This window comes from Bacillus sp. ChL18, assembly GCF_026241425.1.
GTDB classification, from domain to species: Bacteria; Bacillota; Bacilli; order Bacillales; family Bacillaceae; genus Bacillus; species Bacillus velezensis.
Map to the genome: position 1 here is coordinate 1578478 of NZ_JAPHWE010000001.1, position 14513 is coordinate 1592990.

A 14513-nucleotide genomic window follows, 5' to 3' on the forward strand; every position below is an offset into this window, starting at 1 on the left:
TATACTTTAAGTAAAGGGGGGCTTCACCATGAGCGTTATTCAAGTAAAAGGCAACGTTACATACCCGATTACAATTGATCCGAGTGTCTGGATTTTCGATGACCGCAAGTTTCCGTTTGAAAAAAATCAGCCCGTTCATCCGGACGGCTCTGCAGAAACCCAGGAGCATACGCTTGATCCGGAACGGGTGATCAGAGAAGGGCGCATTTCGCCGCCGACTTTAAAAAGCGAAAAACGTTATGAAAAAGAAAGACTGATGAACGGCAGCTTCGCCATGAAGCTCGGCGCTGTTTTAGCAAATGCCGAGCCGAAAGAAAGCGCTGTCCTGTGCGCATTTATTTCAAAATCAGAAAGAACCGAAGTGCCGCTCGAAAAGGCGATGGACGCAATCGCGCATTTCAGCGATGCGGGGAAACCCCTTCAAGACGGCGGCCCGGTCCATTTTTACGTGGACAGAGACTTTGAAAAACCGATAACGGGCGTCACAGAAATCGAAGTTTTATAACAAATCGGCGGCAAGCTGTGCAAGGCCGGATCTCTCACCTTTCACAAGCTTCAAGCTGCCGGAGACGGTTTGTTCTTTAAACCGTTCTACAACATAAGCAAGTCCGTTGTTTAAACTGTCTAAGTATGGGTGATCTATTTGCTCCGGATCGCCCATCAAGACAATTTTGCTGCCCTCTCCCACCCGAGTCAAAAGCGTTTTGACCTCGTGCCTCGTCAAATTCTGAGCCTCATCAATAATAATAAACTGATCCGGAATGCTTCTTCCCCGAATGTATGTCAGCGCCTCCACCTGAATCGATCCGATTCCTGCCAAAATCGCTTCAAGTTCACCCGGCTTTTTCGCATTGAATAAAAATTCAAGATTATCAAAGATCGGCTGCATCCACGGCTTGAGCTTTTCCTCTTTTTCGCCCGGCAAATATCCGATATCCTTTCCCACCGGGACGATGGGACGCGCGACGATCAGTTTTTTATAAATCCCGAGATCCTCCGTCTGCAGAAGCCCTGCCGCGAGAGCAAGCAAGGTTTTACCCGTTCCCGCTTTTCCGATCAGGGTGACAAGCGGGATATCTTCCCTCAGCAGGAGTTCAAGCGCCATTGTCTGCTGAACGTTCTTCGGCCTGATACCCCATACGTGCTCATCATCGAAAACGAGTCTTTTTACGGTCTCGCCTTTCTTATCTGTCATGCCGACCGCAGACGAAGATCCTCCTAATTCATCTTTCATCAGCACAAATTGATTCGGATAAACCTGATGCTGCTGAAGCTCCTTGACTGAAATTTGTTTGTTTTTATAAAATGAGGCAAATCGCTCTTTATTCATAAATATATCTTTGTACCCGCTATATATTTCATCATGGTCAACGACTCTGTCGTTTAAAAAGTCCTCCGCCAAAAGCCCGATGGCATCCGCCTTTACCCTGACAAGCACATCTTTGCTGACCAGGATGACGAGGCGGCCGTTTTCTTTCGTTTCCTCCTCAAGGCTTAAATTTTTTGCCACCGCCAAAATGCGGTTATCATTCGTTTTTTCGATAAAAATTTCTTGGAGCTGGTGAAATGACCGGTGGTTCAGTTCAATTCTGAGCGTTCCTCCGCTTTCAAGCGGAACTTTTTCGTGCAGCCTTCCTTTCTCCCTGAGCCCGTCTATCAGCTTAGATACGTGCCTCGCATTTCTCCCGACCTCGTCCATATACCGCTTTTTTGAATCGACCTCTTCCAGCACGACGGCGGGGATGACAACTTCGTTTTCTTCAAAGGAAAAAATGGCGTTAGGATCCTGCAAAAGTACATTCGTATCTAACACATAAATTTTACTCAAGTCTCAGCCTCCTGAAATAAGGATCAAAGCCCATCGTGTGCTTCTCTTTCCGCGAATAACGGGGATGCCTGCTAAAATATATGATTTGGTGAATAAAGATAGAAGGTTAATTCAACAATAAAATAAATGAAAGCATTCAAGGAGGAAATCTGACGTGCGAATTCTTTTCATTATCATACAAGCCTTGTTTATCCTGACCGGCTGCACTGCTGTACAGGACGGCCGCGGCCGCAATATTCAGAACGAATCAGCCGATCAGCGCGATGCAAAACCGATCCATGTGAAAAATACGGCTCCTGAGACAGCTGAAAATCCCGGCCGGACAGACATCGCTAAGCATCTCGTCGAGGTAACCGAAAAAATCCCCGGCATTTCAGATGCCACCGCGGTTGTACTCGGAAGATACTCCGTTGTCGGTATCGATGTGGATGACAATTTAGAAAGAAGCAAAGTGGAGAGCATTAAATACACGGTTGCCCAGGCGTTAAAAAACGATCCTTACGGCGCCAATGCCGTTGTCGTGGCTGATCCTGATACGGTTTCCCGTCTGAGAGGCATGGGCAGCGACATTAAGGCCGGCCGCCCCGTTTCAGGCATTTTGGACGAACTTGCCGCCATCGTCGGTCGTGTCATGCCGGAAGTCCCGAATGATGTGACCGACAATGAAAAAGAATCACCGACTCAATCAAATGATGATCAGCTGAACCAAAGAGACCAGAACAAGCTGCAGAACGAACAGAACGATCAATCGGATCATCATATGAAAAACCGCCGGTAAAAAGCAGCGCCCGCTCCAAAGGAAGGGCGCTGCTTTCTTTCCCTTTGGCAGGAGGGGCATCCATGATATAATGCTTGTCATAGTGAAAGAGGTGAAATCAATGAGAGTAAAATGTTCCATTTGCGACAAAATCGAACAAATTGATGATGAAACACTGACAGCCAAACGCCTCCGCAATCGTCCGATTCATACATATATGTGCCGGGAATGCCATGACCGAATCAAAGTCAAAACGGAGGCGCGGCTGAATACCGGACACTTTTCCTTTCATCCCGGACAAAAAGCGAAAAAAGATAAACTGAAAAAATAAACCGAATAAAAAATGACCCGCCGGAAGGCAAGGTCATTTTTTTATTGCGGTTTAGCTGACTGGCTTTTTTTGGACTGGTGCAGACGGATTTTGTAAACGATCAAAATCAAGGCGGCGACAACAAGCCCTTCTCCGACCGGCAGAAACACACCGAAAAAAGTCAGTACGGTGCAGCCGAGCACGAGAAAGAGATAAACTGCCGCAGCCTTCAACACCGGCAGCCGTTTGGCAAAGCCGAGTTTAAATACAATCACCGAAAGCACGACGATCGTTCCGTATAACAGCCACATTCCCGTCAGCGGATGCTCATCCACTTGGTAAAGAGCCGCAAAGAACGACAGCCGTTCACTTACTTCATTCAAAAGGATCCCCCTCCCCTTTTCCGTTCGGGTTCTACCTCTTCAAATTCTGCAAGTGATTAAGACATTCCTGCTGTTTTTTTCTTTTTCGCCGCTTTTTCACGTTCGTTTTTATTCAGGATTTTCTTTCTTAAACGGATGGATTCCGGCGTTACTTCACAGTATTCATCTTCGTTTAAGTACTCGAGTGATTCTTCAAGCGACATAATGCGCGCTTTCTTAATCGTAGTCGTTTGATCCTTCGTAGCGGAACGGACGTTTGTCTGCTGTTTCATTTTGCTGACATTGACGACAAGGTCATTGTCACGGTTATGTTCGCCGACAATCATGCCTTCATATACTTCTGTTCCAGGCTCAACGAAGATGACGCCGCGGTCTTCAATACCTTGAATTCCGTAAGATGTCGCTTTTCCGTTTTCCATGGAAACGAGCACACCCTGACGTCGGCCTCCGACTTGGCCTTTTTGCATCGGCTGATAGCTGTCAAACGTGTGGTTCAGGATACCGAAACCGCGTGTCAGTGACAGAAACTCAGTAGAATAGCCGATGAGTCCGCGTGAAGGTACGGTAAAGATCAGGCGGACCTGGCCGTTTCCGTTATTAATCATATCAAGCATTTCGCCTTTTCTCGCACCCATTGATTCCATAACAGAACCGGTATGCTCTTCAGGCACGTCAATCTGCACGCGCTCAACAGGCTCGCAGCTTACGCCGTCGATTTCCTTAATGATAACTTCAGGTTTAGACACTTGAAGCTCATAGCCTTCACGGCGCATGTTTTCAATTAAAATGGACAGGTGAAGCTCACCGCGTCCTGAAACAACCCATGCGTCAGGTGATGCAGTCGGTTCGACACGAAGACTGACGTCTGTTTGAAGCTGCGCGTTCAGACGCTCTTCAATTTTGCGGGCTGTGACATATTTGCCTTCACGGCCTGCAAACGGGCTGTTGTTTACAACAAATGTCATTTGAAGCGTAGGCTCATCAATGCGCAGAACCGGCAGCGGCTCATGGTGGTCAGCCGGACAAACCGTTTCACCGACGTTGATGTCTTCCATGCCCGAAACGGCAACGAGGTCTCCCGCTCTCGCTTCTTCAATTTCCACGCGTTTCAATCCTTGGAAACCGAAGATTTTCGTTACGCGGAATGATTTTACCGTTCCGTCAAGTTTCATCAATGAAACCTGCTGACCCACTTTCATCGTGCCGCGGAAAACGCGTCCGATACCGATACGGCCGACATAATCATTGTAATCAAGCAGCGCCACTTGGAATTGAAGAGGCTCTTCGGCGTTATCTACCGGGGCAGGGACATGTTCAAGAATCGTTTCATACAGTGATTCCATATTTTCGTCCTGCTTTTTCGGATCCAGACTTGCCGTTCCGTTAATCGCAGAAGCGTAGACGACAGGGAACTCAAGCTGTTGTTCGTTTGCGTCAAGCTCGATGAACAAATCAAGCACTTCATCAATGACTTCTTCCGGGCGGGCGAAATCACGGTCGATTTTGTTTACGACGACAACCGGATTTAAGTTCTGCTCAAGGGCTTTTTTCAGTACGAAACGGGTTTGCGGCATGCAGCCTTCATATGCGTCAACGACTAACAGAACGCCGTCAACCATTTTCATAATCCGTTCTACCTCTCCGCCGAAGTCGGCGTGTCCCGGAGTGTCCAAAATATTAATGCGTGTATCTTTATAGTTAATCGCAGTATTTTTCGCAAGAATTGTAATACCGCGTTCACGTTCAAGATCGTTTGAATCCATTGCGCGTTCGGCAATATTTTCGTTGGCACGGAATGTTCCGGCTTGGTGAAGCAATTGGTCTACCAAAGTCGTTTTCCCATGGTCAACGTGGGCAATAATCGCGATGTTGCGAAGATCGTTTCGAAGTTTCACATTTTCATCTCCTAAAAAAATTAGATAACTTTCATATTATACCACACATCCTCTTTAAAAGCGTTACGTTTTTCTGTAAACTGAAAGTATGACGTTAAAGGGGATGGAAATATGAAAAAATTGAATTGGCTCTTATTATTATTTGCATTCGCAGCAGTCTTCAGCATGATGCTGATCGGCGTATCAATCGCTGAGAAAAGCGCATGGGGCATCATCGGAAGCATTGTTCTCGTTATCGCCATGATGGGAAGCGGTTTCACCGTAAAGAAAAAAATGCGCGAACAGGGACTGCTTGATTAAAAGCATGACCCTTTGCAAAATTCCGTAAACATGAAAAGCACAATATCTAATGAAGCCTGAATCAAAGATTCAGGCTTTTTTACATCCTCAAAACAGGCTGAGGATGTAAGGCTTATCTCCCCCGCCGCCTAGTCAGGAAGCCGGAAATGACGGCCCCCACTCTAGTTACATCAGCAGATTCCCTCAGAAAATGAAGTCTGAAATAGTCCGGCAACGTTATGCAGAAAATACCATACCTCCTATATCAATTCCATCATTGTCTTTTTATACTTGTGGCTGTAAGCAAATACACATGACAAGGAGAGAATGAAATGAAAACATCTTTTTTGAAGAAAACCGCTGTAACTGCCGCCGCAACCGCCTCAGCCGCCTTGCTTGCATTCAGTCCGCTTGATTCTGCCGGCGCAAAAACGATCCAGGCAAATGAACCGCATGTCCTGCAGGCTTCCGCAGAGAAAACACCGGAAGACGCGGCAAAACTCATTGACATCATCAGCCAATCGATTTACGAAAAAGACGGTGTCTATTATTTTGACGGTGAAAAAGCGGTTGAATTGGGATTAGATCAAGAACAAGCCCAGACCATTCAAAAGCTGTGGGACAGCTCAACGGAATTTTTAACCGTCCTTTCCCAATGTATTGAGAAAACGGACGGCGAATATACATTTAATAAAGAAAAAGCGGTGGAGCTCGGCTTTACGGAAAAAGAGGCCCTTATCGTTGATCAGCTGTTCACCGCTTTTTCCCAAAGTCTTCATATCCTTCAATCTGCGCTGATTGAAGAAGACGGTGTGTTTACGTTTGATCAGGACCTTGCTGAAAAAGCAGGAGCAGGAAAAAAAGAAGCAAAGCTGTGTGCCGGATTCTTTAATTCACTGCCCCAGGAATTGCTTGAAGGCATTTATACAGCCTTTCATCCGGCTGAGTAAACGGATTAAAACGCCCGGTCATTCAGCCGGGCGTTTTTTTAAATCAGCAGTTTAAGGATCAGCATGATAAAGAAAACAGCGCCGAACAAACAGGCTGCTTTTATCAGCAGCTTCCCGTAATACCGTTCCTTAAACCGCCTTTCTTCTTCTGCATAACAGGCGGGCGCCTTCATCTCAGGGCTGCCGAGGTCAAGCGGCTCCTTCATCATATGATATAAACTCCCGCACTTACCGCATGATTCAAGATGGCGGGAAATAAACCGCTCCGTTTCTGTTTCACAATCGCCTTCAATATATAAAGGGAGTAAATCTCTCACTAAACAGCAAGTCATATCTGTCCGTCCTTCCTTTTTTCCGCCAAGTGCTGTTTCAGCTGCATTCTTGCCCTGTACAGGGTGCTCTTCACCTTCGAAAGACTCCAATCCAAAACATCAGCAATCTCTTCGTAAGACAGCTCTTGAAATACCTGTCGAAATGCTGAATAAAATGACTAAAAATCTCTGACATCTGAAACAATCCTTTTCGTTTATTAAGGCCTCACCCGTTTAGACAAACGGCTATAAAAAAAGTTTTACAGATCGGAACATTTTTCCCCTATCATTTTTCCCGACTTCATTTGTCATTTTTTTCAGAATAAATCGCATCATTCGACTCATGTCTGATTCAACACGTGCCTCTCGGCTTATCCCCCGATGCTGGCCGCCGGAAGCCTTTCCGGGACGATTCTATCAATTCATCAGCGGAGTCTAGTTTTATATTGCAGAATGAGAGAATGCTGGTTTATTATAACAATATAAGTTTTCATTATTTTCAAAAAGGGGGATTTATTGTGGGTTTAGGTAAGAAATTGTCTGTTGCTGTCGCCGCTTCCTTTATGAGTTTAACCATCAGTCTTCCGGGTGTTCAGGCCGCTGAGAATCCTCAGCTTAAAGAAAACCTGACGAACTTTGTGCCGAAGCATTCTTTGGTGCAATCTGAATTGCCTTCAGTCAGTGACAAAGCAATCAAGCAATACTTGAAACAAAACGGCAAAGTCTTCAAAGGCAACCCTTCTGAGAGACTGAAGCTGATTGACCACACGACTGATGATCTCGGCTACAAGCACTTCCGTTATGTGCCTGTCGTTAACGGTGTGCCTGTGAAAGACTCGCAAGTCATTATTCACGTCGATAAATCCAACAATGTCTATGCGATTAACGGTGAATTAAACAACGATGCTTCTGCCAAAACGGCAAACAGCAAAAAATTATCTGCAAATCAGGCGCTGGATCATGCTTTTAAAGCAATCGGCAAATCACCTGAAGCCGTCTCTAACGGCAACGTTGCAAACAAAAACAAAGCCGAGCTGAAAGCAGCGGCCACAAAAGACGGTAAATACCGCCTCGCCTATGATGTAACCATCCGCTACATCGAACCGGAACCAGCTAACTGGGAAGTAACCGTTGATGCGGAAACAGGGAAAGTCCTGAAAAAGCAAAACAAAGTGGAGCATGCCGCTGCAACCGGAACAGGTACGACTCTTAAAGGAAAAACGGTCTCATTAAATATTTCTTCTGAAAGCGGCAAATACGTAATGCGTGATCTTTCTAAACCTACTGGAACGCAAATTATTACGTACGATCTGCAAAACCGACAATATAACCTGCCGGGCACGCTCGTATCAAGCACTACAAACCAGTTCACAACTTCTTCTCAGCGCGCTGCCGTTGATGCGCATTACAATCTCGGCAAAGTGTACGATTATTTCTATCAGACGTTTAAACGCAACAGCTACGACAATAAAGGCGGCAAAATCGTATCTTCCGTTCATTACGGCAGCAAATACAATAACGCGGCCTGGATCGGCGACCAAATGATTTACGGTGACGGTGACGGCTCATTCTTCTCGCCTCTTTCCGGTTCAATGGACGTAACGGCCCATGAAATGACACACGGCGTTACACAGGAAACAGCCAACCTGAACTATGAAAATCAGCCGGGCGCTTTAAACGAATCCTTCTCTGATGTATTCGGATACTTCAATGATACTGAGGACTGGGATATCGGTGAAGATATTACGGTCAGCCAGCCGGCTCTCCGCAGTTTATCCACTCCGACAAAATACGGACAGCCCGACCATTACAAAAATTATCGAAACCTTCCGAACACTGATGCCGGCGACTACGGCGGCGTGCATACAAACAGCGGAATTCCGAACAAAGCCGCTTACAACACGATTACAAAAATCGGCGTGAAAAAAGCGGAGCAGATTTACTATCGCGCACTAACGGTATATCTCACTCCGTCATCAAACTTTAAAGATGCAAAAGCAGCTTTGATTCAATCAGCGCGGGACCTTTACGGCTCTCAAGACGCTGCAAGCGTAGAAGCGGCCTGGAATGCGGTCGGCTTGTAAACAAGAAAAGAGACCGGAGAAATCCGGTCTCTTTTTTATATCTGAAACATTTCACAATGGCTTCACCATGATCATATATGTTTTTTCCCGATCGTCTTTTTCAAGCTTAAGCTGTTCAAAGCCGCATTGGCTTAAAAACAAAACCCATTCCTGCCTGTCCAGGGGAACGGCTGAAAACATCGCTTTATGCTCCCCTCTCAGCCGGCCCGCAATCTCTTCAATGACCGCGCGTCCGATTCCTTTCTCTTTTGCCTCCGGAGCGACGGCCACGGTTCCGAGCCACGGTTTTCCGTTTGAAGGCGCCCATTCCAAATGAAAACTGACGGCGGCAGGAGCGCCGTCAATCTCCCATACGAGCCACGTTCCATTGTACATGGAGTATGCAAGCATAAACTCCGCCGCATTTTTTGTTCCGAACTCTTCGCTTTTCCACACCGGGTGTGATGCCGCCAGCTGCTCCAGAAACCCGAGATCTTCTTCTTCAAAATCTCTACCTGTCAGCATGTAAATAGTCGTCAAAGATAATTTTATGTATTGCCGGATTGCCCGCAAGCACGCTGTGGTTGTCTAAAAACGTAAACGGTTCGCCGTCTGTGGTCGTGTAAATGCCCCCGACTTCGTTCAGCAGCACGCAGCCGGCAGCGTAATCCCACGGCGCGAGCCTCATCGTAATGTATGCGTCAATGCGGCCGGCCGCAACACTGGCCAGCTCAAGTGCCGCCGAACCGTAGGAACGCGTTCCTCTGACCCGTTTTACGAGCGGCGCCAAAATACTCGGGTCAATCCTTCTGTTTTCCGTCACCCATGTGGCATTGATTGCAATAATGGCTTCTTCAATGGAAGCTTCTTTTAAAGGAGCAAGCGGCGTATTGTTCAGATAAGCCCCTTTTCCGCTGAATGCGTGATACAGTTCGTCCTGCATCACATCATAAATTAAGCCGATTTTGCCTTTTCCGTCTTCAAAGATGCCGATGGAGATCGCGAAATGCCGCTTTTGATGGACAAAATTCATCGTTCCGTCAATCGGATCAATGATCCAGACAATTCCGTCAAGGGAGCGGAGTTTATCCCCCTGCCCTTCTTCTCCGAGAATCCGGTGTCCGGGAAAAGTTCCTTGTATACGGTCAATGAAAAAGCGTTCCGTCTCTTTATCAATATTTGTGACTAAATCATTCGGATTTGATTTTGTTTCAATCGTCAAGCTTTCCTGCATGGATTGTCTGATTCTCGTTCCGGCTTCTTTTACCCATTTTTTTGCGATATCATCAATTTCCGTCCAATTTGTCATACCGTGTACCTCTTTTCTATGTATAGCTTATTCTATAGCATACTGATAAAGGCGATGAAAAAGCAAGGAAAATGAAAAAAATGCCTTCTCACGTAAAAACGAACCATTTCCTGCGGTTCGTTTTTACTATTCTTTATCCGTTAAGCCGAATCCATTCTTTTCTGAGACGTTCCAGTTTTCTTTTGCTGAGATCGATTTGATCTTCATTCTCTTTTTGCATGGCCTCATACAGGGTTGCCAATTCATAATCAACCTCTAGTCTCCAGACAGCTACACGGTTATTTTTTTCCTCCCTGAATCCTTCCTTCACCACTTGCCTCATTGTCTTTCGCCCCTTCCAGAGATCATTTGTTAAAAAAGCATCCCATTTTCCCAATTTATTAATGATACTTCTTATATCGTATGGAAACTTATATTCGGCTGTAACAACATTCTTAAAATTGTGTGTTTACCTATTCGTTTTTTACCCCAATCCTCTCGGCTCAAACGTTCTCAATGTTTTTGCGGCCGGCGGCGGCTGTGGTAAAATATGAATACTTACGATAAGGAGGAAAAAGATGACTCAGATGCGTTTTACAAAAGAAGACTTCGATACATTTACAATAGAAGGTTTAGATCCGCGCATGGAGGTGTTAAAAGAACAAGTCCGTCCGAAGCTGACCTTGTTAGGAGAGCATTTCGCACCGACATTGTCAGCATTGACAGGAGATGAAATGTTCCCGCATGTCGCCAAGCACGCGAGAAGATCTGTCAACCCGCCGGCTGACAGCTGGGTTGCCTTTGCCAACAGCAAACGCGGGTATAAGAAACTCCCTCACTTTCAGATCGGTTTATGGGACACCCATATGTTTGTATGGTTTGCCATCATTTATGAATCTCCGATAAAAGAGGAATACGGCAGATTGCTGGAAGCGAAGCAGGAGGACATCACAAAACAGATTCCCGGTCATTTTGTATGGTCGCCGGATCATACGAAGCCAGGTGCGTACAAGCAGTCCGACATGGATCAGGAGCAGCTGAAAACATTATTTGAACGCCTGCAGACAGTGAAAAAAGCAGAGCTTTTGTGCGGCATTCAGCTGCAAAAAGAAGACGTGATCAACATGAACAACAATGAATTCCTGCAAACCATTGAAGATGCTTTTAGGAAGCTTTCCTTTTTATACACACTGACTCAGAAAGTCTCATAACATAAAAAGCGGGCCGATTGCCGGCTCGCTTTGTCTACATTTTGATAATCGCTTGATCTGATTGTTTCGCCTGTTTCACAGTCCGATACGGGGAATAGGTGCTGTCAGCTTCAAATTGGCTGCAGATTTTCTTTTCTTCCGCTTTCCCGGCAACGATTTCTTTAAAGCGGCGGTACGCATTCAGAAGTCTGTCTCGGTCAGCTCCTTTTTCATAGGCGTTTTCCACCTGCTGAAAAAAAGCAATGACATCCACGGCCTCCTCTGTCGTCCAGTCCTCATTCATCGGATATTGATATTCCAAATGTCTTCACTCCTTTATAATCATGCTCAAAATAAGCATCTTCCATAGATCATAAATTGTTCTTTACTTTCTTTCAAGTTCATAATATAATTCATTTGTTTTACGTTTAAAAAACGGGTAATAAAACTGAATGTAATACAAACTAATCCGTAGGTATTATGATAAAGGTGGGAAAACAATTGCCGCAACATGAAACACCCCTGTACAGCGGACTGAAAAAGCACGCGGACAGACAGCCTGTCCAATTCCACATTCCGGGCCATAAAAAAGGCGCGGGAATGGACCCGGAATTCAGACAATTTATCGGAGAAAACGCGTTAAGCATAGATTTAATTAATATCGAACCTCTGGATGATTTACATGCGCCAAAGGGCATCATTAAAGAAGCCCAGGATCTGGCCGCTGAAGCATTCGGCGCAGACCATACCTTCTTTTCCGTACAAGGGACGAGCGGCGCCATTATGACGATGGTCATGGCCGTATGCGGACCCGGAGATAAAATCATCATCCCGAGAAACGTTCATAAATCCATTATGTCGGCCATTGTATTTTCCGGAGCGGTGCCGATTTTTATACACCCGGAAATTGACGATGAGCTCGGAATTTCTCACGGCATTACGCTTGAGTCCGCCGAGCGGGCTTTGACGGAGCACCCTGACGCAAAAGGCCTGCTTGTCATAAATCCGACGTACTTCGGTGTGGCAGCGGACTTGAGCAGCATTGTAAAGCTCGCGCATTCTTTCGATGTGCCTGTGCTTGTCGATGAAGCGCACGGCGTGCATATTCATTTTCATGAAAAGCTTCCTCTGTCCGCCATGCAGGCGGGCGCTGATATGGCAGCTACTAGTGTGCACAAATTGGGAGGCTCCCTGACGCAGAGCTCCATTTTAAATGTGAGAGAAGGCCTTGTTTCCAAAGAAAGAGTACAGTCGATTTTAAGCATGCTGACGACAACGTCAACATCCTATCTGCTTCTCGCTTCACTTGATGTCGCAAGAAAACGCCTCGCTACAGAAGGCCGCGATCTTCTTGAAGATACGATTCTGCTGGCGGATCAGACACGGGAACGCCTCAATCAAATTGAAGGCATCCGCTGTGTCGGCGAAGAAATCACAGGGTCTAAAGCTGCCTTCAGTTATGATCCGACTAAATTAATCATTTCGGTCAAAAACTTCGGCCTGACGGGTCATGACGTTGAAAAATGGCTCCGCGAATCATATAATATCGAAGTCGAGCTGTCCGATTTGTATAATATTTTATGTATTTTCACCCCCGGAGACAGAGCAGGAGATGCCGACCGTCTTGTAAGCGCGCTTACAGACATTTCAAAGCAGGCTTCCGCCAATGACTATGCTCATCAGCAAACCGAAGTTCTGCTTCCTGAAATTCCTCTGTTAGCGATGACGCCAAGAGACGCGTTTTACGCAAATACGGAAGTCATTCCGTTAAAAGAATCCGCGGGACGGATCATCGCAGAGTTTGTCATGGTGTACCCGCCGGGAATTCCGATCTTTATTCCGGGTGAGATCATTACTGAAGAAAATATCAGCTACATTTTTAAAAACTTGGACGCCGGCCTTCCTGTGCAGGGTCCCGAAGATGCAACGCTTGAAATGATCAGAGTGATCAAAGAGCAAAAAGCCATCCAATAAACATAAAGAAGCCCGAAACGAAATCGTTTCGGGCCTTTTTACGCTTTTTACTCTTCTTCAAGATGACACTGGCATTGTCCGCAGCATGTTCCGTATAACGTCGTGACCTTCTCATCCTCAAAGTAATGAATCGCTTCGTTACAGTCTTGGCAAACAATTGTACCCATCTGTCATTCCCCATTTCTCAGAATTTGAAAACGCTTAATTTTCACTTGTTGTTATTATATTATTATGTCACATTTAATATGTCAACCGATAAATTGTATAACACATTTATTTTTTATGGTCTTTTTATAGCTCGAGGGTCAATAACAGTATATCCTTTATGACGCAATCCTTTTACAATGTCCGGCATGGCTTCTGCCGTCCATTTCCGGTCATGCATCAATATGTTGGCCCCGTCCCGCAGATAAGGACTGTTCAGTGTGATATCGGTAAGCGCTTTTTTGGATTGATATTTCTGATCCCAATCATACCCGAAGGTCCAGTTCATTTTCACCATACCTTCTTTTTTTATAAGTCTGTCACTGTAGTCCGTATTGCTTCCGAAAGGCGCCCTGAAAAATGCGGGTTTCTCTCCTATTACCTTTTCAACCGCTTTATTGACGCCAATGATTTCTTCCCGTTGTTTTTGTTCGGAAAGATCTTTTAAGTTTTGATGAGTCATTGTATGATTTCCGATCATAAAACCTAACTCATGAATATGCTTAAGCGCTTTCTTATTTTCATCTTTTTTCAAAAAATGTCCGTTCACAAAAAAGATCGCTGATGCATTGAGATCATGCAGTTTATCCGCAATCTCAGCGGCATGCTGATCAGGCGCGTCATCGATCGTTACCAATGCGATCGGTTTTTTCTCTTTCTGTTCATCCATTTTTTCCACAGAAAAACTTTTCGGATTGATATAGTAACGGGGCTCCGCCTTTTGTTTTTTCTGTTTTTCCTCTTTTGTATGGTGGTTTTCCCGTTTGGCGTGATTGGCCGCGGCTTGAGAATGGGGTTTGTTTGTTTGCATCTTTTCATTTGATTGGCAGCCGGCGAGTAAGCACATACATATGACGGCTGCAGCGGCTTTATACATGACAATCCCTCCTGATATGGTTTTGCCCTCAGTATAACGAAAAAACAGCGCTCTCACGAAAAACAATGTGCCTTTTTTACACATCGGCTGCGCAAGTTGTCACACGTATTATTTCTTCATTAAAAACGGTTTCAATTATATAACAATTCAGTAACAAGCCTTAGGTTTTTCACCTCTCGTGATACACTTGATATAGTCCTTATA

18 protein-coding genes and 1 pseudogene are annotated in these 14513 nt (G+C 45.5%); 8 read left to right on the plus strand and 11 right to left on the minus strand.

Annotated elements, in window-relative coordinates:
* Positions 1-28 precede the first annotated feature (28 nt).
* Positions 29-505 (plus strand): peptidyl-prolyl cis-trans isomerase, encoded by a 477-nt coding sequence (locus OQ477_RS07800; protein WP_265971998.1) that lies wholly within the window; start codon positions 29-31, stop codon positions 503-505.
* On the opposite strand, the gene OQ477_RS07805 is transcribed toward OQ477_RS07800, so the two are convergent.
* Complete coding sequence (locus tag OQ477_RS07805; protein WP_265971999.1) at positions 500-1828, minus strand: PhoH family protein; 1329 nt, start codon at positions 1826-1828, stop codon at positions 500-502. The two genes, OQ477_RS07800 and OQ477_RS07805, sit on opposite strands and share 6 nt — an antisense overlap.
* A 154-nt stretch (positions 1829-1982) precedes the next feature.
* On the opposite strand from OQ477_RS07805, the gene OQ477_RS07810 reads away from it, so the two are divergent.
* Together OQ477_RS07810 and OQ477_RS07815 are read left to right on the plus strand one after the other, a co-directional pair.
* A complete protein-coding gene (locus OQ477_RS07810; RefSeq protein WP_012117484.1) occupies positions 1983-2606 on the plus strand; it encodes a YhcN/YlaJ family sporulation lipoprotein in 624 nt (207 codons plus the stop codon).
* Positions 2607-2706: 100 nt separating this feature from the next.
* Positions 2707-2916: a YlaI family protein gene (locus OQ477_RS07815; RefSeq protein ID WP_007409677.1), complete on the plus strand. Its 210-nt coding sequence runs from the start codon at positions 2707-2709 to the stop codon at positions 2914-2916.
* A gap of 41 nt (positions 2917-2957) precedes the next feature.
* On the opposite strand, the gene OQ477_RS07820 is transcribed toward OQ477_RS07815, so the two are convergent.
* Both OQ477_RS07820 and typA read right to left on the minus strand, forming a co-directional pair.
* Entirely contained in the window at positions 2958-3278 is a 321-nt protein-coding gene (locus OQ477_RS07820; RefSeq protein ID WP_007611192.1) for a YlaH-like family protein, read from the minus strand.
* Between the two features lie 56 nt (positions 3279-3334).
* Complete coding sequence (gene typA, locus OQ477_RS07825; RefSeq protein WP_007409675.1) at positions 3335-5173, minus strand: translational GTPase TypA; 1839 nt, start codon at positions 5171-5173, stop codon at positions 3335-3337.
* Between the two features lie 111 nt (positions 5174-5284).
* Here typA and OQ477_RS07830 point away from each other — a divergent pair, with 111 nt between their 5' ends.
* Together OQ477_RS07830 and OQ477_RS07835 are read left to right on the plus strand one after the other, a co-directional pair.
* Positions 5285-5473 (plus strand): YlaF family protein, encoded by a 189-nt coding sequence (locus OQ477_RS07830; RefSeq protein ID WP_003154504.1) that lies wholly within the window; start codon positions 5285-5287, stop codon positions 5471-5473.
* 311 nt (positions 5474-5784) lie between these two features.
* The gene (locus OQ477_RS07835; RefSeq protein ID WP_265972001.1) at positions 5785-6402 is read left to right on the plus strand and encodes a hypothetical protein; all 618 of its coding nucleotides are present in this window, start codon (positions 5785-5787) and stop codon (positions 6400-6402) included.
* A gap of 38 nt (positions 6403-6440) precedes the next feature.
* On the opposite strand, the gene OQ477_RS07840 is transcribed toward OQ477_RS07835, so the two are convergent.
* Positions 6441-6734: an anti-sigma factor family protein gene (locus OQ477_RS07840; RefSeq protein WP_007409673.1), complete on the minus strand. Its 294-nt coding sequence runs from the start codon at positions 6732-6734 to the stop codon at positions 6441-6443.
* Positions 6731-6865, minus strand: a pseudogene (locus OQ477_RS07845) (RNA polymerase sigma factor); the annotation flags it as partial. The gene OQ477_RS07840 and the pseudogene OQ477_RS07845, both read right to left, overlap by 4 nt.
* A 366-nt stretch (positions 6866-7231) precedes the next feature.
* Between OQ477_RS07845 and OQ477_RS07850 the strand changes: the two are divergent.
* Positions 7232-8797 (plus strand): M4 family metallopeptidase, encoded by a 1566-nt coding sequence (locus tag OQ477_RS07850; protein ID WP_032874795.1) that lies wholly within the window; start codon positions 7232-7234, stop codon positions 8795-8797.
* Positions 8798-8848: 51 nt separating this feature from the next.
* Here OQ477_RS07850 and OQ477_RS07855 read toward each other — a convergent pair whose 3' ends face one another.
* The 3 genes from OQ477_RS07855 to OQ477_RS07865 all read right to left on the minus strand — a co-directional run bounded on the left by OQ477_RS07855 (position 8849) and on the right by OQ477_RS07865 (position 10407).
* Positions 8849-9301, minus strand: a complete 453-nt coding sequence (locus OQ477_RS07855; protein WP_014417654.1) for a GNAT family N-acetyltransferase — start codon at positions 9299-9301, stop codon at positions 8849-8851.
* Positions 9288-10085 carry an inositol-1-monophosphatase gene (gene suhB, locus OQ477_RS07860; protein ID WP_017417710.1) on the minus strand — a complete coding sequence of 266 codons (798 nt, stop codon included), beginning with the start codon at positions 10083-10085 and terminating at the stop codon, positions 9288-9290. Before suhB ends, OQ477_RS07855 begins: the two co-directional genes overlap by 14 nt.
* A gap of 133 nt (positions 10086-10218) precedes the next feature.
* Entirely contained in the window at positions 10219-10407 is a 189-nt protein-coding gene (locus OQ477_RS07865) for a hypothetical protein (RefSeq protein ID WP_003154513.1), read from the minus strand.
* A gap of 235 nt (positions 10408-10642) precedes the next feature.
* Between OQ477_RS07865 and OQ477_RS07870 the strand changes: the two genes are divergently transcribed.
* Positions 10643-11275 carry a DUF1054 domain-containing protein gene (locus tag OQ477_RS07870; RefSeq protein ID WP_007409668.1) on the plus strand — a complete coding sequence of 211 codons (633 nt, stop codon included), beginning with the start codon at positions 10643-10645 and terminating at the stop codon, positions 11273-11275.
* A gap of 34 nt (positions 11276-11309) precedes the next feature.
* On the opposite strand, the gene OQ477_RS07875 is transcribed toward OQ477_RS07870, so the two are convergent.
* On the minus strand, positions 11310-11576 hold the full coding sequence (locus OQ477_RS07875; protein WP_265972003.1) for a UPF0223 family protein: 267 nt from the start codon (positions 11574-11576) through the stop codon (positions 11310-11312).
* Positions 11577-11755: 179 nt separating this feature from the next.
* Between OQ477_RS07875 and OQ477_RS07880 the strand changes: the two genes are divergently transcribed.
* On the plus strand, positions 11756-13228 hold the full coding sequence (locus OQ477_RS07880; protein ID WP_265972005.1) for an aminotransferase class I/II-fold pyridoxal phosphate-dependent enzyme: 1473 nt from the start codon (positions 11756-11758) through the stop codon (positions 13226-13228).
* Between the two features lie 47 nt (positions 13229-13275).
* Here the strand turns inward: OQ477_RS07880 and OQ477_RS07885 are convergent, their stop codons facing one another.
* Positions 13276-13395, minus strand: coding sequence for a GapA-binding peptide SR1P (locus OQ477_RS07885; RefSeq protein WP_003154518.1), 120 nt, complete (start codon positions 13393-13395; stop codon positions 13276-13278).
* A gap of 113 nt (positions 13396-13508) precedes the next feature.
* The gene (locus OQ477_RS07890) at positions 13509-14309 is read right to left on the minus strand and encodes a polysaccharide deacetylase family protein (protein ID WP_007409665.1); all 801 of its coding nucleotides are present in this window, start codon (positions 14307-14309) and stop codon (positions 13509-13511) included.
* Positions 14310-14513: the final 204 nt, after the last annotated feature.